Annotated in this window: 14 protein-coding genes; 9 read left to right on the top strand and 5 right to left on the bottom strand. The window is 37.3% G+C overall.

Annotated elements, in window-relative coordinates; genetic code table 11:
- The first annotated feature begins 248 nt into the window (after positions 1–248).
- Together nirB and nasC are read left to right on the top strand one after the other, a co-directional pair.
- Entirely contained in the window at positions 249–2,594 is a 2,346-nt protein-coding gene (gene nirB, locus ACFX40_RS05185) for a nitrite reductase large subunit NirB (RefSeq protein WP_377254350.1), read from the top strand.
- Positions 2,595–2,613: 19 nt separating this feature from the next.
- Entirely contained in the window at positions 2,614–4,764 is a 2,151-nt protein-coding gene (gene nasC, locus ACFX40_RS05180) for an assimilatory nitrate reductase catalytic subunit NasC (RefSeq protein WP_377237340.1), read from the top strand.
- Positions 4,765–4,813: 49 nt separating this feature from the next.
- Here nasC and ACFX40_RS05175 read toward each other — a convergent pair whose 3' ends face one another.
- Complete coding sequence (locus ACFX40_RS05175; RefSeq protein WP_098333820.1) at positions 4,814–5,995, bottom strand: MFS transporter; 1,182 nt, start codon at positions 5,993–5,995, stop codon at positions 4,814–4,816.
- Positions 5,996–6,358: 363 nt separating this feature from the next.
- Here ACFX40_RS05175 and speE point away from each other — a divergent pair, with 363 nt between their 5' ends.
- Positions 6,359–7,246, top strand: coding sequence for a polyamine aminopropyltransferase (gene speE / locus ACFX40_RS05170; protein WP_050689324.1), 888 nt, complete (start codon positions 6,359–6,361; stop codon positions 7,244–7,246).
- A gap of 3 nt (positions 7,247–7,249) precedes the next feature.
- Here the strand turns inward: speE and ACFX40_RS05165 are convergent, their stop codons facing one another.
- A complete protein-coding gene (locus ACFX40_RS05165; protein WP_098525514.1) occupies positions 7,250–7,924 on the bottom strand; it encodes a hypothetical protein in 675 nt (224 codons plus the stop codon).
- A 245-nt stretch (positions 7,925–8,169) separates the two neighbouring features.
- Here ACFX40_RS05165 and ACFX40_RS05160 point away from each other — a divergent pair, with 245 nt between their 5' ends.
- The 6 genes from ACFX40_RS05160 to ACFX40_RS05135 are packed head-to-tail and all read left to right on the top strand — an operon-like array spanning position 8,170 to position 17,115.
- Entirely contained in the window at positions 8,170–10,791 is a 2,622-nt protein-coding gene (locus ACFX40_RS05160) for a putative amidoligase domain-containing protein (protein ID WP_028407523.1), read from the top strand.
- Positions 10,788–12,197 carry a Mur ligase family protein gene (locus tag ACFX40_RS05155; protein ID WP_377237341.1) on the top strand — a complete coding sequence of 470 codons (1,410 nt, stop codon included), beginning with the start codon at positions 10,788–10,790 and terminating at the stop codon, positions 12,195–12,197. The genes ACFX40_RS05160 and ACFX40_RS05155 overlap by 4 nt, the downstream gene beginning before the upstream one ends.
- Before the next feature lie 13 nt (positions 12,198–12,210).
- Positions 12,211–13,728: a phosphoenolpyruvate mutase gene (aepX, locus tag ACFX40_RS05150; protein WP_377237342.1), complete on the top strand. Its 1,518-nt coding sequence runs from the start codon at positions 12,211–12,213 to the stop codon at positions 13,726–13,728.
- The gene (gene aepY / locus ACFX40_RS05145; RefSeq protein WP_377237343.1) at positions 13,721–14,851 is read left to right on the top strand and encodes a phosphonopyruvate decarboxylase; all 1,131 of its coding nucleotides are present in this window, start codon (positions 13,721–13,723) and stop codon (positions 14,849–14,851) included. Before aepX ends, aepY begins: the two co-directional genes overlap by 8 nt.
- Positions 14,844–16,685, top strand: a complete 1,842-nt coding sequence (locus ACFX40_RS05140) for a 2-aminoethylphosphonate aminotransferase (RefSeq protein ID WP_377237344.1) — start codon at positions 14,844–14,846, stop codon at positions 16,683–16,685. The genes aepY and ACFX40_RS05140 overlap by 8 nt, the downstream gene beginning before the upstream one ends.
- A gap of 7 nt (positions 16,686–16,692) precedes the next feature.
- Positions 16,693–17,115 carry an NUDIX hydrolase gene (locus ACFX40_RS05135; RefSeq protein ID WP_098332476.1) on the top strand — a complete coding sequence of 141 codons (423 nt, stop codon included), beginning with the start codon at positions 16,693–16,695 and terminating at the stop codon, positions 17,113–17,115.
- A 110-nt stretch (positions 17,116–17,225) separates the two neighbouring features.
- Here the strand turns inward: ACFX40_RS05135 and budA are convergent, their stop codons facing one another.
- From budA to ACFX40_RS05120, 3 genes are all read right to left on the bottom strand, one after another.
- Positions 17,226–17,939: an acetolactate decarboxylase gene (gene budA, locus ACFX40_RS05130; RefSeq protein WP_060744847.1), complete on the bottom strand. Its 714-nt coding sequence runs from the start codon at positions 17,937–17,939 to the stop codon at positions 17,226–17,228.
- A gap of 16 nt (positions 17,940–17,955) precedes the next feature.
- Entirely contained in the window at positions 17,956–19,635 is a 1,680-nt protein-coding gene (gene alsS / locus ACFX40_RS05125; RefSeq protein WP_081731991.1) for an acetolactate synthase AlsS, read from the bottom strand.
- Positions 19,636–19,861: 226 nt separating this feature from the next.
- Positions 19,862–20,026, bottom strand: coding sequence for an aspartyl-phosphate phosphatase Spo0E family protein (locus tag ACFX40_RS05120; RefSeq protein ID WP_081731992.1), 165 nt, complete (start codon positions 20,024–20,026; stop codon positions 19,862–19,864).
- Between the last annotated feature and the right edge of the window lie 678 nt (positions 20,027–20,704).

Raw genomic sequence — 20,704 nt, 5'->3', positions numbered from 1 at the left:
ATATAGATTACTTATAAGGCGTAGGGAAAGGTGATATAAGCATAGCATCCTTTTTTCTACCCCTTTTTAAAGTATATTAATCTTCTATATAAAAGCTTGCTTTCAACGAATGGTATCGGCGTACTCCTACGCTTTAAACAGATTTTAATGTTAGAAGTTATAACAAGGTTCATTTCTTTTAGAGAAGTTTATGAAATAATAAAAAATGTATATTTTACGGTCTGAATCTATGTGTTGGAGGTTTTTATATGACGAAACAAAAGTTGATATTAATCGGAAATGGAATGGCGGGAATGCGCTGTATTGAAGAAATTCTTATTCATTCTCCAGATTGTTTTGATATTACTGTTTTTGGAAGTGAGCCTCACGTTAACTATAATCGAATTTTATTATCAAGCGTTTTACAAGGCAGTACAAAGCTTGAAGATATCAATATTCATTCTTTGGCATGGTATAAGGAAAATAATATCACTTTATTTAAAGGAGAAAGCGTTACGCACATAGACACCAAGAGAAAAATAATAAAAACAGATAAAAACAGAGAGACGAGGTACGACAAGCTTATTCTTGCTACTGGCTCGAGCCCGTATATGCTCCCCGTTAAAGGGCTTGAAAAAGAAGGTGTTCTCGGTTTTCGTACCATTGAAGACTGTCAAAAAATGATTGAAATTTCCAAACAGTATAAAAAAGCAGCGGTTATTGGAGGAGGCCTGTTAGGACTGGAAGCTGCTAGAGGGCTATTGAATTTAGGAATGGATGTTCAAGTTATTCACCATTCGGGTTTCTTAATGGAACGACAGTTAGACAAAGCAGCATCTAATATGTTAAGAGAAGAATTGGAACAGCAAGGCATGAGTTTTCTATTAAACAAACGTACGGATGAGGTTATAGGGGAAAGCCGAGTAGGAGGCATCCGGTTTGATGATAACAGTAAAATTGCAGCTGATTTAGTTGTAATGGCTACAGGGGTAAGGCCCAATGTTAATTTAGCTGAAAAAAGCGGAATAGAAACAAATAGAGCAATTATCGTAAACGATTATTTGGAAACGAGCATTCCAGATATCTATGCAGTAGGTGAATGCGCTGAACATCGAGGGATGACATACGGTCTTGTTGCGCCTCTTTACGAACAAGGAAAAGTTTTAGCGCGCACCCTTTGCCAAATAAAAAGCGAAGGTTATCAAGGTTCTGTTCTTTCCACTCAGCTGAAAATATCAGGAATAGACGTGTACTCAGTCGGAGAGTTTAAGGAAAATCAAGGTGCAAAAGCTATTACGATTTCGAATATGCTAGATGGCATATACAAAAAAGTTGTTTTTCGCGAAGGGAAAATAGTGGGAGCTGTTCTTTTTGGAGATACCAGTGATGCTGTAAAGCTATCAAAAATGATTAGTGAAAAAAAGGATTTATCGCAAGCAGAAAAAGTACAGTTATTTCCTTCTCAACATGAAAAAGAAAATGCAGTAGCTTCCATGTCACTTCCAGATATCGTATGCAACTGTAACGGTGTAACAAAGGGAGCTATTATTGAAGCTGTCCAGAAAAATGATTTAACGACAGTAGATGAAATAAAAAATTGTACAAAAGCTTCAGGTTCATGCGGAGGATGCAAACCTCTTGTAACAGATCTTTTAACATATATTCAAAGCGATGAGTTTGATGAAGTTATTGAAGAAAAGACTTTTTGTGCGTGTACACACTTATCAGAAGATGAGCTGGTAAGAGAGATGCAGCGATATCAATTTGAAACGGTTCAGCAAGTGAGGGAAGTGTTAAAATTTGAAGACATAAAAGGCTGCTCGTTATGTGAAGGCGGTCTTCATTACTATTTAGAAATGATGAATCCTCATCATGAAAGCGATCCACATTCTTTATTTATTACCGAGAATGAACAGGCCGTTTTGCTTCATGACGGGACTTACTCAGTGGTACCGCAAATTCACGGTGGTCTGACAAATGTACAGGAATTAAGAAACCTAGCAAATGTAGCTGAAAAGTACAACATCTCTACTATTCGTTTAACAAATGATCAGCGCATTCAACTCATGGGAGTGAAAAAAGAATATCTTCCGTTGGTAAGGGAGGAAATAGATAGAGGACTTCAGCAGCTATATGAACGTACAGTTAAAAACGTATCTGTTTATATAGGAAAAGGAACGTGTATTTGTGAGTATGAACCTGCTCTTGCTTTATCAAATGAATTAGATAAACAGCTTGAATATGTAAAGACTCCATGTGATATCAAAATCAGTATTGCTTCGTGTTCTCACATTGCAGAGAATGTAACAACAAGTGATATAGGATTAAGAAGAATAGACAGAGGATGGGAAATATATGCCGGCGGGAGCAGCGCAGAAGCTAGAAGCGGCGAGCTGTTTTATGTGGCCGAAACAAACGAAGAAGCAGTAGAAATCAGCTGTTCTTTGATTCAATATTACCGTGAAACGGGGAACTATTTAGAAACTGTCGGGACCTGGATCGAACGAGTGGGAATTGTTCATGTCAGAGAAGTTTTGTTTGAGGTAGACAATCGAGAGTATTTAATGAAGCAGCTCAGCTCAGAACGCTCTCGTGCAATCACATATTTATTATAGGAAAGAAGGGTGATCTACGTTGACTGAGATGCTATTGAAATATTTTCGTGAGCAGCAAAAGCAAGTTGAAACCGAGCGTATATATAATACTCAGTGTCCTTACTGCAGCATGCAGTGCAAAATGCAGTTAGTTGAACAAACACATGTAAAAAGGAAAACGTATAAAACAATTGGAACAGACAACCCTACTTCTCAAGGAAGGTTATGTATCAAAGGAATGAATGCGCATCAGCATCCTTTGCATAAAGATCGGATTCAATATCCTTTATTAAAAGTAAAAGGAGAGTTTGTAAAGATTTCTTGGAAAGAAGCTCTTCACTATATTAAAGAAAATGTTACAGAGATTCAAGAGAAGAATGGAGCAGATGCGCTAGGTGTTTATGGAAGTGCCTCTATTACAAATGAAGAAGCTTATTTATTAGGGAAATTCGCTCGAGTTGCGTTAAAGACAAAGTATATTGATTACAATGGACGCTTATGTATGTCGGCTGCTGCTTCTGCTGCTAGTAAAACATTTGGCATGGACCGAGGATTTACGAATAGCTTGCAAGAGATTCCGTTTACTGAATGTATTATGTTAGCTGGAACAAATATTGCGGAATGTCAGCCAACGATTATGCCTTATTTTGAGAAAGCAAAAGAAAACGGAGCTTTTATTATTGCAATTGATCCAAGAGAAACCGCTACAACTAAAATAGCTGATTTACACTTGAAACTTAAACCGGGGAGCGACGCGGCATTAGCCAATGGAATCTTGAAGGTCCTTATCGAAGAAGATTATCTAGATGAACGATTTCTACAAGAACGTGTTAATGGATTTGAAGAAGTAATTCAATATGTGGCGCCTCTAGAATTTAATATCATTGAAGAAATAACGGGAGTGCCACGTGAAGAGATGTACCAAGCTGCCCGTATGTTTGGTCAAAGAAAAACGGGAATGATTTTTACTGCTAGAGGGGTAGAGCAGCAAACAGACGGAAGTGCTGCGGTGCAAAATTTTTTGAATATTCTACTTTCCGTTGGGAAAATCGGTAAACCTCGCTGCGGATATGGGGCCATTACCGGTCAAGGAAATGGGCAGGGAGCCCGAGAGCATGGTCAAAAAGCGGATCAGCTTCCAGGCTACCGTTCAATCGAAAATCATGAGCACCGGATGTATATAGCAGATGTGTGGAATATAGAGGAGAAAGATCTTCCTAGAAAAGGTGTTTCTGCATATGAGATGATTGAAAAAATTCATGACGGTGAAATTAAAGGGCTGTTTTTGATGTGTTCAAATCCAACAGTTTCAAATCCAAACGCTAATTTTGTTAAGAAGGCTTTTGAAAAGCTTGAATTTCTAGTGGTAGCAGATATGTTTGAATCAGAAACGGCAAAATTAGCAAACTTGATCTTACCAGCATCTTCCTACTTGGAAGATGAAGGAACCATGACAAATGTAGAGGGAAGAGTTACATTACGCGAAGCTAGCTTTCCATGCCGCGGCGAAATCAAACACGACTGGGAAATACTATGTGAAATTGCTAAAGTTTTAGGGAAAGAGGAATATTTTTCGTTTTCATCAGCTGAAGAAATATTTAATGAACTGCGAATGGCAAGTAAAGGAGGGATCGCTGATTACTCCGGTATTACGTACGAACGATTACGAGAGGAAAAAGGAATTTTATGGCCATGCAGAAGCTTAACAGATAAAGGAACCGAGCGCCTGTTTGAAACGCGTTTTGCTCATAGTGATGGAAAAGCGATGATGGTCCCTGTCTCGAATCAAGCTATTGTACCTAAAGCAAAAATAACGGAAAAATATCCTCTCTATTTAACAACGGGAAGAGTGATGTCGCACTATTTAACGGGTGTACAAACGCGAAAAAGTGCGTCTTTATCTGCTAGAAATTTCGAATCTTTTATGGAAATCCACCCTTCAACAGCGAAAAAATATGAAATTTCGAATCAAGAATTAGTACAAATTGAATCTTCATATGGAAGGATTGTGGTAAGAAGCAAATTTTCAGAGGGCATTCGGCCAGATACCGTATTTGTTCCTTTTCACTGGGCGGATTCTCAAAATGTTAATAATCTTGTTTCTGAAAAATTAGATCCCGCCTGTAAGATGCCAGGGTTTAAAGTAAGTGCTGTGAAGATTAGCCCTTCTGTAAAAAGAAGCAGCTATTAAAAATGCTGATGCAAAAAGCCTCTTGAAAAAAGAGGCTTTTTGAATGGAATCAGGCAAGGTGCTTTTGGTTAATACGTACATCTTGTTTTTTGAATCCAGAATAATTTAGTAAGAGACAGAATAGGGCAAAAAGCGCTAGTAAAGAAAAACCGACAACGTAATCTCCGCTTGTATCTTTTATAAAGCCTAGCACAATAGGAGGGAAAAAGCCGCCTATTCCTCCGAATGCTCCTACGATCCCGGTAACAGCTCCAATATTTCCTGTTGAAACAGATGGAACCATTTTAAAAACAGCTCCATTTCCGATACCAAGAGTAATGGCTGCAAGTAAGCAACCTACGCTAAATAGAGAGAAGGCAGTGATGGTAAATGCAATAAATAACCCTATTAGTAGCATTCCGGTAAAGACGAAGGTAAGTACTTTTTTTGCTCCGAATACATCCGATAAATATCCTCCAAGAGGCCGTACAAACGTTGCTAGTACGACAAATACAGCTGTTTTTAGCCCACTGTCTACAGTTGAAGCATTAAATTGATCATGCAAAATGGTAGGAAGATAGATGCTGAACGTTACAAACCCACCAAATGTTAAAAAATAGAAAATGGATAAAAACCACGTTTCTTTAAATTTTAATACCGATAAAGATTCCTGCAGCGTTTTGGGGGAAGCAGCAGAAGGGTGGTCTGAAGTTCCTACCCATAATAAAAGAGCCATTAAGGCTACCGCAATTGCTAAACTCCAAAATACCCAAGGCAAGCCAAAAGAAGAAAAGATAAGTGGAATACTAAAGCTTGCTACCGCCGATCCTAAGTTGCCCATCCCGGCAATTCCTAAAATAAAACCTTGCTTTTGAGGTGAATACCATTTAGAGACATATGTAATGGAAATAGCAAAGGTTGTTCCGGCCATGCCAATAAAAAATGCCCAAAAGAGCAGCATGGTATAAGAATGAGTAAAGCCTGCACAAACGGTAGGGAGTAGAAGAGCCAGCATCGTCAAAGAATACACTTTTCTTCCTCCAAAGCGATCTGTTAAAATCCCCATCGGAATTCGCATAAGAGAACCTAATAAGACGGGAGTGGCAATTAAGATACTTTTTTCAGCATTGGTTAATGAATACATCACTTGAATATCTGCAGCGATAGGTGCGAAGACAGACCATACTGAAAAAGCAATAATCATAGATAAAGTCGAGATAAGAAGTACAGATAAAGGCCGTTTAGAAAACATTACTTAAAAACCTCCTTTTTTATATGCAGCGTAAAGCTGTTGCAATATGGTAATTATGATACTACGCTTTCTTTTTTATGTATCATTCTGTGTTAGGTTTTCTTCCGTACTTTTGCTGAAGAACGGACGCAGATAAAAGTGGAGAGATAACTTACACTCTATCTAAGTGCTGATGAAGAAACGGTTAAAAAGCTTTAAAAGAACAGTAGGTAGAAATATTGTCGAAAGAATGGAAGGAAAATTGAAATTAGAAGAGATTAATAGAGTCAGCACCTATAAATTTGTGCTATCGAATTATAGCCAAATCAAAAAAAATTCATATTTTATATAGAACACAAATTTTTGAAATAGAAGGTGGAAAAAGTGACAGAAAAGCATCCTCTTTCAGGTTATAAAAAGGATGATTATGGAGTTCTCTGGATATGGAGTTATGTTGGACAGGCTAGAGTAAAAATGGGGTATAAAGTAAAAAGTCTGCTTCACTATGAGCAATCTTCCTATCAACAAATCAGTATTGTGGATACAAAATGGTATGGGAAAATGTTGGTGCTAGATGGTACTCCACAAATTTCAACAGGAGAAGGATTTATTTATAATGAAATGATTAGCCATGTGCCGATTATAACGCATTCAAATCCTAAAAAAGTCGCGATGATTGGCGGAGGGGATTGTGGTCCTGCACGAGAGGCAATGAAGTATGATGGAATTCAACAAATCGATGTAGTCGAAATTGATCCAAAAGTTACAGAAATATGCCGCACATGGCTAACTCCGGCTTCTTGTTATGATGGTGAAACGAGGCTCAATATGATACATCGAGATGGAATAGAGTGGATTCAAGAACAAAAGGGAGTTTATGATGTTCTTATCATTGACCGACCTGACCCTGTTGGACCTGGAAAAAAATTATTTCAACCTGATTTTTATCAATATGTCTACAATAGCCTTAAAGATGATGGCGTAGTTGTTTTTCAATCGGGATCTCCTTATTACAATACTTCCACGCTACAAGGAACAGTTAAAAATTTAAAGGAACTGTTTCCAATTGTCCGCACATATTTAGTGACGATACCTCTTTTCCCATGCGGCATTTGGAGTTTTACGATTGCTTCTAAAAAAATGGATCCTCTTCAGGCCGATTTGACGAAGCTGCAGCATACACATACTCAATATGTTGATCCTGAAATTTTCCGCGCATCATTTGTTTTACCTAAATATATAAAAGAAATAGTAGACGGAAAAGATTCCTAAAAACTACGTAGCGACGAATGTTTGTTGAAAGTCATGAATAATCTCGGAAAATATATTTGTTATAGCAGATCTATGTTTGCTGCGCAGAGTTCGGGATAATTCGATTTGAAACGTATTAAAATTATGGCTGTAGCCTGTATAGTTCCTATTGTCACCTTGTCTGTGAAAAGCAATTGATTCGTTTCCAATAAATTTATTATCAAATATTACATGGATTTTTGGAAACGAATTTTCGGATTTTTTAGTCAGGACTTGTTGAAACCAATCCTTAACTTCCTTTGAGCAAGATTGTCCATATAAGGTTCCTACTTCAATTGCATGGGGCCCGTAATGTGTGTCCTTCATTCCATGAAAAGATAAATGCAAATAGGGTGTTAGAAGGCCATTATTGCTATCTATTATCTTCAAAGATTTGATAATTTCTTGGATTGTGCTTCTATATTCTTGTATCCCCTCATAGTTCGTTTTATTTAGATTTCTATTTAAATCTGCTACGGTTCGGGAAACCGTACTAATAATTCCAGCACATCCTGTTTTCTTTACTACATTCTCTACGATTTTATCCGTAAATAAATCAGCAGCGGGTGGTTCTGCATGAAGGGCGTCTACGTGACAGCTTATAAAACCAGTTCCTTTGTTATATTTTAAGTAGTTTCCATGAATGAATTTTAATGCCATTGACTATTTCTCCTTTTATATCGTTTGAAATCTATCCTTTCTATAATAAATGCAGTAAAAATAAAATCGGTGAATTATTACACGTGTTAAGTAAATACATAAAAAGTTTTTAGAGATGGTGGAAATAAATAGATAAATGTACAGGAGTATTTTGTATAGTTACATACTATGTGAGTAGCTGATTATTGTTATAGGGCATTAAAATAGCAAAATAAGATAGAAAGTTCTAATTAGGAGGCTTTAAAATGGATCCAATGAAAGAAGAGTTAGGGATATTATCTGATAAAGAAATGACGTTGCAAACTCTTAATCTGAATAATGTACCATCTGTTGAATTAGTTGACCCCAAAACCTGTTCATATCCAGTGATAGGGAGGAAGTATGGTCATCACAGCGGAAGAGATGTTGTTATCGTAAATACAAAGGATCAAGCAATATATGAAGGATATGATTATTTTACGAAAATGTATGCAATAGACAAAGAATATTGCCTAGAAGTGGAAGGACTGAGTGTAAAATCAGTACAAGTAGTTACTAGCGAACACGTTGTATTTAATGAAATACCCATTCGAACAAAAGCCTTCGGCTGGAAATTAGAACAGATAAACGGCATGGATGTACCGGAAATGTTGGTAAGCATAGCCATTCGAGCGCTTTATGTAACAGGAGCTAAAAGCGGCTTTGTCAAAATGGGGATATTAGAAAGTGGAGAGTGTATTGTCACAGATATTAACTCATCAGAAAGTGAGTGGATAGAAAATCCACTAAAGCCTACTATCCCTTTTAGCATGGGTGCTGATGTTGAGTTTATGTTAAGCTGTGACGGGGAACTTCTACCAGCTTCTACTTTTTTTTCTCTTGAAGGTGCGGTAGGCTGTGATGAAAGGCAAATAGAACAAGATAGCGGTGAGTATCCATTAGTAGAAGTTAGGCCTGAAAAAGCGAATTCATCAACAGAACTATTCCAGAATATCCAAAAATTAATAGAAAAAGCATCTGCACAGGTACCTTATGAAAATGTTCATTTTCGGGCAGGCAGCATGCCTTTTTCTGGATACCAATGTGGAGGACACATTCATTTTGGCATCCCGCTTTCTTTATCCTTATTAAGAGCTCTTGATCACTATCTGGCTATTCCCGTAGCGCTGATAGAAGAATCTAAGACTGCTAAACTCAGACGGAAAACGAACCATGGAGGTCTTGGACGCTATCGTGAGAAACCGTATGGATTTGAGTATTTAACTTTAAGCTCTTGGATTATCGACCCTAGAATTACTCTCTCCACTTTAGCTCTTGCTCAGCTAGTTGCTACCCATCATCATGAATTAAAAAGCGAATTTTTATTTCATCCACTTACGCAGCGTGCCTACTATCAAGGAAATAAAATCTTTCTTAAACAAATGTGGAAACATATCAAGGGCAATCTGATGAAAACATCCAGCTATCCACACTATCAAAATGAACTATCTTTTCTATTTGAAATGATAGAAAAAGAAATTCCTTGTGATGAATCAAATGATATTCGCAGAAATTGGAATGCAAAGATTTCTAAAGAAATCTATGACCGCGGACATATTATCCAAATTCCCAAAAAGCTCCGTTTAAAATACGGCCTTAAAGAGGGGCAGTCTACGATTGTTAGTGCAGGAAAGGCAATATCAACTGCAACTGTGCATTCTTATCCTTTTTCATTTCGCCATCCAAATATGGTTCAACTCTCTAAATCTCTCCGTGATAAACTATCTCTCCCAAAAGATTGGTGCCCCAAGCTATCAGCTTCAGAAGGCATCATAACTTTAGGTCCTATCATTGGCATTCTTGCTAACCGTCCTTTTGAAAGACAAACAACTTATTTCCATCATCTATGTCGCTTAGCAAATGAAAAGCGAATGCTTGTATATGTGTTTGAACCCGAAGATATTGATTGGGAGAAAAAATTGGTTAAAGGAACAACCATTAACGGTGAAGGGCTCTTTCCTTTTCCTGCTGTTATTTATGACCGTTATTTCATAGATGGTAGAAAAAATATTTTAATAGATGAAGTAAGAGCAAAACTTCAGGCGATTTATAAAGTTCCTTTTGTTAATTCTTCAAACTTGTTTCAGCTTACGGGAGATAAGTGGGCAACGTATGAACTTCTTATGAAAGAATATGAAGAATTTCTTCCAGAGTCACGTCTCGTACAAAACTCTGCTGACATTGCAGAAATGCTTGATAGCTACGGAGAAGTTTATTTAAAACCGCTTGGCGGGGCCTTAAGTAAAGGAGTCATGCGCATCGTTCGCCGACCAACAGGCATCTTTTGGTTTGATCTTAATAAAAAGGAGCTGCATCAATTCAGTAATATGGAAGAATTATTTACTTTGCTCACTCCTTTGATGAAAAACAATCCTTATCTTGTTCAAGAAGGAATTCGCAGAAAACAGCATAAAGATAAAAATTTAGAAATACGGGTTTATATGCAAAAAAATGAAAAGCAAATTTGGCTTCGAACGGGTATGGTTGCGCGTCTCACCGGTGAAGATGTGCTAACGGAAGATTCTGAAACGAATATGCGCCTCAGTAAAATATTAAACAGTTTATATCCTGATCCAACAGACAGAAGGCTCATTATAAACCAATTAGCTAAAATATCTAAAAATATTGTTGCAACAGTAGAGGAGAAAGTAGGTCCTTTTGGGGAGCTGGCGGTAGATTTATGTATAGATCAGTACGGTTCCATAAAGTTACTTGAAATAAATGCAAAACCAGATAGTCTATTCTCACAAATTAGAGCCTACAAGCTACGTACTTTGGCGGGGATTCGTCTGCTCAATTATGCGTCTTCACTGGCTGGTTACGAAGAAGAAAAGGAGGATTTAACATGAAGCACTTCACATTGAATGAAATTCTCAAACAAACGGGGGGAGACCTTTGTTACGGATCAGGAAATCCTATTATTAAACATGCTATAAACTACGCTAAAAAAGATATAGAGGATCATACACTCATCTTTCATTTAGATAGAGAACCGATTAGAGGGAAGTATTGGAAAGAAAATCATTCAATTGTCGTGATAACAGATCACCCTGAGCTGTGCACGAACTTAGAGGGAAATATTATTCTTGTTAAAACAGATCAATTAGAAGAGGCTTATTGGAAATTTATCGAATACTACCGAGGGCTTTTTGATCTTCCTGTTATTGGTATTACAGGAACTTGTGGAAAAACGACCACGAAAGAGATGATCCGACAAATATTAATTGAAGATTATAAAGTGAAAGCTACGTGGATGAGTATGAATTCTATGTCTGTAAATCTACGTTATTTAACAGGTATTGATGATACGACAGAAGTAGCTGTTTTTGAAATGCCGGTCGCTTATCCAGGATATTTAAAAGTTGCGTGTCGCTACTTTCAGCCACAAATACGAATTCTATTAAATATAGGCGTGCACCATCTTGCTGATTGTGAAACACCTGAAGAATATATGAAAGCAAAAGCCGAAATTGTAGAAGGCTTAGATCCAAATAGCGGCATTTTGATTTTAAACGCAGATGACGAAAATATTAAGAGAGTGCTTGATGTAAAGCATCTTCAAAATGTTGTATATATAGGTAAAAATGATAGTTCCCAATTTCAAGCAAAAGATATTAAATATGCTAAGGGAGGAATGGCTTTTACTTTAAAGTACCAAAACAAAGAATACGATGCCTTTATTCCTGGATATGGTGAACATAATGTGTATAATGCACTGGCTGCCATTGCTGCAGTATTTTATGTGGGCGTTGATATTTCCGTTGCCATACAAAGACTTAGCTTATTTGAACAAGTAGAAGAACATTTGGAATTTAAAAGAGGAATGAATGAATGTACGGTAATTAATGATACATGGAACTCTTCACCTTTATCGATGGCTACAGCTCTTGGAGTTCTTAGTGATATGTCAAAAGAGAAACAGTCTATCGCTTTATTAGGTTACATGCCCCAGCTAGGGGAAGGACCTTATGCAATTAAACAATATGAAGATATGGGAAAAAAAGCAGCGGAATCCAAAATTGACATTCTAGTTGTAGTAGGAGATGAAGCAAAAGCTATTGGCACAGGAGCTTTAAAATGTGGAATGGACCCTAAAAAAGTCTATTTTTGTAAGACTGGTGATGAAGTATACAATGTGCTAGCTCCATATTTAAATGAAAATACAGTAATTTTATTAAAAATAACGCACCGTGTTATGACAAAACCTACTTTTAAAGAATTAAGAAATAAACTTATTCCAGATAACGAAGAGTAAAAGGAGGATAGACATGAAGAAAACTAAACAGCTAAGAGAGTTGATAGAAAGTAAACGGCTAGAGTTTATTATGGAAGCTCACAGTGCGCTATCTGCAAAGATTGTAGAAGAAGCAGGTTTCAAAGGGATATGGGCCAGTGGCCTGTCTTTATCCGCAGCACTGGGTGTAAGAGATAATAACGAGGCTTCATGGACACAGGTATTAGACATCTTAGAGTTTATGAGTGACGCAACGTCCGTTCCAATTCTTCTTGATGGTGATACAGGCTATGGGAATTTTAATAATGCAAGAAGATTAGTTAAGAAATTGGAGCAGCGAGACATTCCAGGCGTATGTATTGAAGATAAATTGTTTCCAAAAACAAACTCATTTATTAAAGGTGAAGCACAGCCGCTTGCAGATATTAATGAATTTTGCGGCAAAATTAAAGCAATGAAAGATAGCCAAAATGACGAAGATTTTGTAGTGGTATCGCGTGTAGAAGCTTTTATTGCAGGGTGGGGGCTGAAGGAAGCTTTAAAACGTGCAGAAGCTTATCGCCAAGCGGGAACCGACGCCGTTTTGATTCATAGTAAAAGGTCAGATATGACAGAGATTGAAGCTTTTATGAAAGAGTGGGGAAACAGGCTTCCGGTTATTATTGTTCCAACCAAATATTATTCAGTTCCCACTGATAAATTTAGTGATTTAGGAATTAGCTTGAGCATTTGGGCCAACCATAACTTAAGATCTTCCATTACAGCTATGCAAAAAACGTCCGCTCAGATTTATTACGATAAAAGTTTGATTAACGTAGAAAAAAATGTCTCTCCGCTTGAGGAAGTTTTCCGTCTTCAAAAAGCTGAAGAGCTCGACATCGCAGAGAAACTTTATTTAAGCTCTGCCAATCATAGCACGAACGCTATGATTCTGGTAAAGAAATCAGCAAATGACACTTTAATAACTGAGCAGATAAATCAGTTAAAAAAAGTCGGCGTAACAAATAGTATAAAAGTAGATTCCAACAAAGCTATGGAAGACAATGTGTTTTCTAATAAAGGAGAATTATATGATCTTTATACTGCAAGAGATAAGCTAGGAACGGCTACTTTAATAAGCGATAGTAACATCGTATATAAAACCCATATTTTTGAGGAGTTACTTCATGAAAGTGGCGATATCACGATCGTAGCAGGAGCTGATTATGAGTTAAAAGGGAATCAAACATCTTATGTGACTGCTAAAATTCCCTATTCCAAGCAGCTGTATTCCAAAACAGTAGACTTGATTCAAATGTCGTGCAATCCAAACTCTAAAAACATTCATGGTGAATTCATTGGCCTTTGGAAAGTTTCCGGAAAAGGCACTGAGGTTGTAAAAAAAGCTTTGGAAGAACTGGCACAAAGAAAAGATTTTGCGCAGCTCACGTTTTCTGATTTCTTTAATTATATTAATCTAATTCACCCGGTTGCTGTTAAATATACGATGGGGTCATGGATAGATACCGAAACGTATACAAAGATTCAAAAAGATGGTGGGAAAAATGATTAGTACGTCCGTATTTGGAACTCAATTAAAAAAACTAGGTTTTCAATTTTATAGCGGAGTTCCTTGTTCCTATCTTAAACATCTTATTAACTACGCTATCAACGAATGTGAATATGTTGCAGCAGCAAACGAAGGAGAAGCGGTAGCGATTGCTGCTGGGGCATCAATTGCTGGCAACAAAGCGGTTGTTTTAATGCAGAACTCCGGATTAGCAAATGCTGTTTCCCCTTTAACCTCTCTTATTCATCCGTTTAAAATTCCTGTCCTTGGATTTGTCAGTTTTCGCGGAGAACCTGGATGTCCAGATGAACCGCAGCATGAATTAATGGGAGAAATTACTCCTGCCCTGCTAAATACGATGAAAATAAAATGGGAATATTTATCTTTTGATTTTGCCGAAGTTAAAAAACAGTTACAGCGGGCTAATCAAGCTGTTGAAAATAATGAAAGCTACTTCTTTATTGTAAAAAAAGGAACGTTTGAGCCAGTTAAGCTTTTAGAAAAATCAATAAAAAACGTTACTCCTAAAATGAAAAGTGAACAGATAACAACCGATGAGTTACCTTCAAGGTATGAGGCATTACAAGTAGTTAATTCATTAAAAGACAACGATACTATTCAATTGGCCGCTACAGGAAAAACAGGAAGAGAGCTTTACGAAATAGAAGACGCAAGAAATAATTTTTATATGGTTGGATCTATGGGGTGCGTTAGTTCCATTGGTTTAGGCTTAGCTTTGAGCAGAAATGAAAAGAACATCATTACAATTGATGGAGACGGAGCTTTGCTTATGCGCATGGGAAATCTAGCAACCAACGGATACTACTGTCCAGCAAATTTATTACACATTCTTTTAGACAATCAAACCCATGATTCTACAGGGGGGCAACATACGGTCTCTCATAACATTAATTTTGTAGATATTGCTTCTTCCTGTGGGTATCAAAATTCCATTCATGTTCATAACTTACATGAGTTAGAGACGTATATCAAACAGTGGAAAAGTGATAACAAATTAACGTTTTTATATCTTAAAATAGCGAAAGGATCTAAAAAGAACCTGGGGCGTCCTGAAATGAAGCCTTATGAAGTCAGAGAAAGACTGCAGGTGTTTTTAGATGATTAAAACAGCTGTTATTCTAGCTGCAGGGATGGGGAGCAGGATTCGTAAAAGAGCTGGAAACCGCCCTAAAGGTTTTTTGATGATTGATGAAAAATCGATTATTGAACATTCCATTTCGAAGTTAATAGAAGCAGGAGTCAAGACGATTTTTATTGGAACAGGATATATGAAAGAAGAATATGAAAAGCTAATGGTTAGATATCCTCAAATAAAATGTGTTTATAATTCTAGATACGAAACAACGGGAAGCCTGTTTACGCTGTATCAATTTAAAAATTATATTAAAGAAGATTTTTTACTATTGGAATCAGATGTAATTTATGAAAAGAATGCGTTGGAAACATTAGTAAACCATTCGAGATCAGATGTCATACTAGCGAGTAAATTGAACGGTGCTGGCGATGAAGTTTATATTGAAGCTGATGAAAATAATAACCTTAAGAATATGTCAAAACAAAAAGAAGAGTTGAATAGTATCTATGCAGAACTAGTTGGTTTAACCAAACTCTCTTATGCTACATTTCAGAGACTTTGTGATGAAGCAAATACGCTGTTTCAGTTTAATCAAACGATCGATTATGAATATGGCCTCGTTAAAATTTCCGAAAAAGCAAATGTGCATGTTCATAAACTGGATAATTTGGCATGGTGTGAAGTGGATGATGAAGATCACTGGGCAAGAGCAACTACTATTGTTTATCCGATTATTAAAGCTCGAGAAGGTATTCCGCATACAGTTAAGAGAAATATACTCCTAAACCCAGGGCCGGCAACTACAACAGATACCGTCAAATATGCTCAAATAGTGGAAGACATTTGCCCGAGAGAAAAAGAATTTGGAGAGACGATGGAATTTATCTCTGCTGAACTAACAAAATTTGTGGGGACTCCAGAGAAGTATACTACGGTATTATTCGGCGGATCTGGAACGGCGGCAGTGGAATCGATTTTAAGTTCAGTAATTGATAACGGTACGGTTGTTATTATCAATAATGGTCCATACGGTGAAAGAATGTGTAAAATCGCTGAGATTTATGGACTGAATTATTTAGAATATAAAAGCTCCGCCGAGCATGCTATTGATATGAACGATTTAGAAATTTTTATAAAAAAGATTTCAACGAACGTTTCTTATCTGGCGCTTGTTCACTGTGAAACTTCCACAGGGCTTCTTAATGATATTGAACAAATTGGGAAACTTTGTGCAGTGAAAAATATCGAAATGATTGTGGATGCAATGAGTTCGTATGCAGCTGTTCCAATTGACATGCAAAAAATGAATATAAGCTATCTGGCCGCAAGTGCAAATAAGAACCTCCAAGGAATGGCAGGCGTGTCGTTTGTTATAGCAAATAAAGCCCGGTTAGAAAAAACGGAGCAAATAAAGCCTCGTAACCTTTATCTTCATTTATATGATCAGTATCGATATTTCCAAATGAACAAACAAATGCGTTTTACTCCTCCTGTTCAGACTATGTACGCTTTAAAGCAGGCAATTATAGAAACTCAGTGGGAAGGAATTGAGAAACGATATGAGCGCTACTCAAAATCATGGACTACTTTAACGGATGGAATTACTCGGCTTGGGTTAACCTATTTGGTTCCTGAAACACATCATTCTAAAATTATTACCTCTATCATCGAGCCTTCCCATAAAAAGTATAATTTTGATATTATGCATGATTTTTTTTATAAACAAGGATTCACCATTTATCCTGGTAAAATTGATAAATTAGAAACGTTTCGAATAGCAAATATTGGTGATATCACATATAGAGAGATAGAAAGATTTCTTCACCTTCTTGAACAATATCTTAACGGTCTAAAAGGAGAGTGAGAAAAAGTTGAATCAAAAATTAGCTGTAGCAGTTATGGTAATAAATCAAGATCACCACGTGCTTCTAGTCAAGAACCATAGACGGGGATGGGAATTTCCCGGTGGTTTTGTCGAAGCAGGTGAATCGATAAAAGATGCGGGTATACGAGAAGTTAAAGAAGAATCTGGAATTGTTATTGAAGTTACCAACTTTCTAGGAGTAGAACAAGATGTTAAACGATCTACTACTGTTATTTTATTAAAGGGAAAAGCGATTAGCGGGGAAATTTCTGTCTCCAGTGAAACGCAAGATGTGGGGTATTTTACGTTAGAAGAAGCAAAAAATATAATTAAATTAGATAACTTTAAGGATCGAATGACTAGATGTCTAAAAGAGGCTGAAACACCATTTTTCTATGTTTTAAAAGACACGGGCTCTTTTTACGTATAGGCGGAAGGTTTCTGTGTTGTGCTAGAAATGAAGCCTGAACTCGATTGAATAAAAAACGCTCATCGTCATGCATGACGATGAGCGTTTTTTATCAGTAAAAGTATCGTTGTTTATTCAGCGGTCGCAATTTCTTCTTCTACATCATGGTCTTCTAAGTTAGCATTTAAAAATTCACTTGTTTCCGATAAATTGAGATTTAATTTCGTTTTTTTGCAGATTTGAATTGTAACATCCTGAACGGAGACATCTAAAACATGTCCCCCTTCTTTTTTATATTCATCAATAAAGTGCAGGTGGTAGCCGGGAACACCGATGCCTGAAGAATATTCTGGCGTGTAAAAACCTGCTAGTGTTCCATTTACATCTGAAGATGTAAATGTAGGCTGATCAGCAGCCGCATCTACCATAGAAGGATAGGGCTTCTCTTGCTTTGCAACCGTGCGCGTTTTTACTTCTTTAAACTTCCCGTCAATGCGAACTGCATAGAATAAATTCGGGCTAGGAATAAGCTCGTTCATTAAGCTTTCTAGTTGTTCACGATTCATTTCCTTTTCTACACGATAAGAGATATCTTCATAAAAGGTTGTCATAATGGCAAAAGGTGTTTTTGCATCTTTACTAATAGGTGCGGCTTTTCCATCAGCAATATGATAAAATTCTCCGTCAAAGGCAATCATTTCACCATCCAATTGATTAAACGTACCGATGCCGAAATCACCTTTCTTAGCTAAATCCTTGTATGTGACAACACCGTCAAATACTCCGTCTAATAAAGCGATCATAGTGGAAGTTTGGTGAATTGTTAATTTTTCTTTATTGCTCATTCTTTACTCAGTCCTTTCAGTTAATTTGATCTGGCAGTAGCTGTGTATTTAGTTTTTCATTATCTTTATAATCTACAGGAACATCAATGATAACGGGGCCTTGTTCACGAAAAGCGCTTGCTAGAGTGTCCAGAAATTCTTCTGGTGAGTTAACTCTAAATCCTTTGGCACCAAAACTTTCAGCAAGCGTAACAAAGTCTACGCTGCCAAACTCTACTGCAGATTTTCGGCCATATTTAATCTGCTGTTGAAAGCCAACCATATCGTAGGTTTGATCGTTCCAGATAATGTGAACAATTGGTAAGTTTAACCGAACGGCTGTCTCGAGCTCCATAGCTGAAAATAAAAACCCGCCGTCTCCAGACATGGACAGAACTTTTTTATGGGGGCGAACGAGTGCAGCTGAAATGGCCCAAGGCAAAGCAACACCTAGTGTCTGCATACCGTTGCTGAATAGTAAATGCTGAGGTTCATAGGAACGAAAATAACGAGCCATCCATATGTAATGCGAACCAACGTCACATGTGATGGTAGTATCATCTTCAACAAAGTTCTGCAGAGCTTCAATTAATTGTAGGGGATGAAGGTGAGTGTCATTAGAAAACTCGTACTGATCGTCAGGTTGTTCAAGTTTGCTTTTTAGTGTTTTTAAAAAAGAAGCACTTTCTTTTGAACGTATTAAATGTGGGAGTTTATCCGCTAATATGTCAATTGTGCTTGGAATATCTCCTACTAACTCAATTTCCGGCTGATAATGGTGGTCAGCTTGTGCTTGTAAATCATCTAAATGAATAATGGTTCTTTGACTTTCTGAGTTCCAAAGAGAAGGAGGGTATTCAACTGGGTCATATCCGATTGTTAAGACGACGTCAGCATGCTTCAATAAGACGTCTCCAGGCTGATTGCGAAAAAGACCTACTCGCCCAAAAAAGTGAGTTTCAAGCTCTCGTGAAACAGCTCCCGCACCTTGGAACGTTTCCACCACAGGAAGGTCATGTTCCGCTATAAGCTGACGGATTGATTCCACTGCTTTAGATTTACTTGCTCTCATACCTAAAAGCAATACAGGTAGTTTTGCTGTGCGAATAGTGTGTATAGCTTGGGCAACAGCGTCTAAATTAGCAGCCCCAATCGTAGGAGCTTTTAAAACGGATAGAGTGGAAGCTGATGTTTCGCTATCCATTACATCCTGCGGCAAGCTGACAAAAGATGCTCCTGAAGGAGAAGAAACAGCTTCGCGAAAGGCGTCTGTTATCACTTCTGGAACGTTTGCAGCGTCTTCTACCTCAACGCTGAATTTGGCGATAGATTTAAATAATCCTTCATTATCCATTGATTGATGCGTCTTTTTTAATCGATCTGCTCTTGGAACGGCTCCTGCTAGGGCTACCACTGGATCACCTTCAGAAGTAGCAGTGACAAGGCCAGTGGCTAAGTTAGCGGCACCTGGACCTGATGTGACAAGGCAAACGCCCGGCGTACCTGTCAGTCTTCCCATAGCAGCTGCCATAAACGCAGCATTTTGTTCATGGCGGCAAACAATTACTTCCGGCCCTTTTTCTTTCAAAACATCAAATACGCCATCAATTTTGGCTCCTGGAATGCCAAAAATATAAGGCACATTCTGACTTGCCAAACTTTCTACTAGCAAGTCAGCTCCTTTTTTTGTTTCGGTAGTATCAGCATTACTCATCATGCATTCTCTCCTTTATATTTCTTATATAGGTTTTAAGGCCTACTGATTGAATACCCAATTTGTATGACAACTAATCAAAGGAAAGGAGAAGGTTTTAATTTTCTAAATAAAAAACTTCCCTATTAATTAGGGAAGCAGAGATGTACCTATTGCGAATAAAACATATCTGTTTTATTTGTAGGTTTATGGTACCTGAGGGATAGCAAGTGAAAGTCCTACGCGGCTCTTATTTGGTATGGTTAAAAAGCTTTTGGTAACTAACAATTTTTTGATCTAGCTTTTGACTTAATTTTAAAATCTCACCCTGAGAATAGCTGCTTGTTTTCTTAGCTAATTGGTAAATATCTGATTGTAAGGCTCGAATTTCTTTTTCTAACTGAGGTTGCTTCATTGAAATCCTCTCCAAGTCAGAATACTTCTATCTTCTATGTTTTATCTTTTATCTAATAGTATGAAATTCCTTCATATTTGTAAAATGTTTTTTGTTTTGAAAAATATGACATAGGTGAAGAGCTGCCGACAAGCTTTGTCGAACACTTTTTTTACCTGTTTTCAACAAGTATGATATACTGAGGCTAGGAAAAATGACAATCTGGAGCGCACGTTCAGTTATTCTTAACAAGCGAATGAATTCTTAGCTTTGACAAGTTTAGCTTGTAAGGTGAAGAAATTCATCACATAATCTTATTAGATCTGAACCTTGTTAGCCCGGATGAGGATTTGTCGAAAACGATTCACTAGAAAAAACCTTCGAGACCGCCAACTCGGAGGTTTTTTTATTTTTGTGTATGGGAAGGGAAAAAAAGACATAGACTAATAAAGAAAAAGGTTCCGCACCCATAATCGGCCGTAGTTGATTACACCTTGTCCATTTCTGCAAGGAAGCTGTCTTTTTACTATAGGGAAGTGCCGCCAAACACCATTCCCTAAAGACAATCAGCACACGAGCCTTATGGATGAAGAACCTTTTAGACGATACTTATCGGTGATTACTTATTTTGCTACTGGAAAAATAGCAAAATAAGAGCGACTATGGCTCCTAAAAGCTCGACGTAAGCCGTTAGGAGCT

It is taken from the genome of Priestia sp. YIM B13552 (assembly GCF_042787775.1).
Lineage (GTDB): Bacteria > Bacillota > Bacilli > Bacillales > Bacillaceae_H > Priestia > Priestia megaterium_E.
Note: the sequence above shows the minus strand (reverse complement) of the source record. Positions and strands in the feature narration are given on the sequence as shown.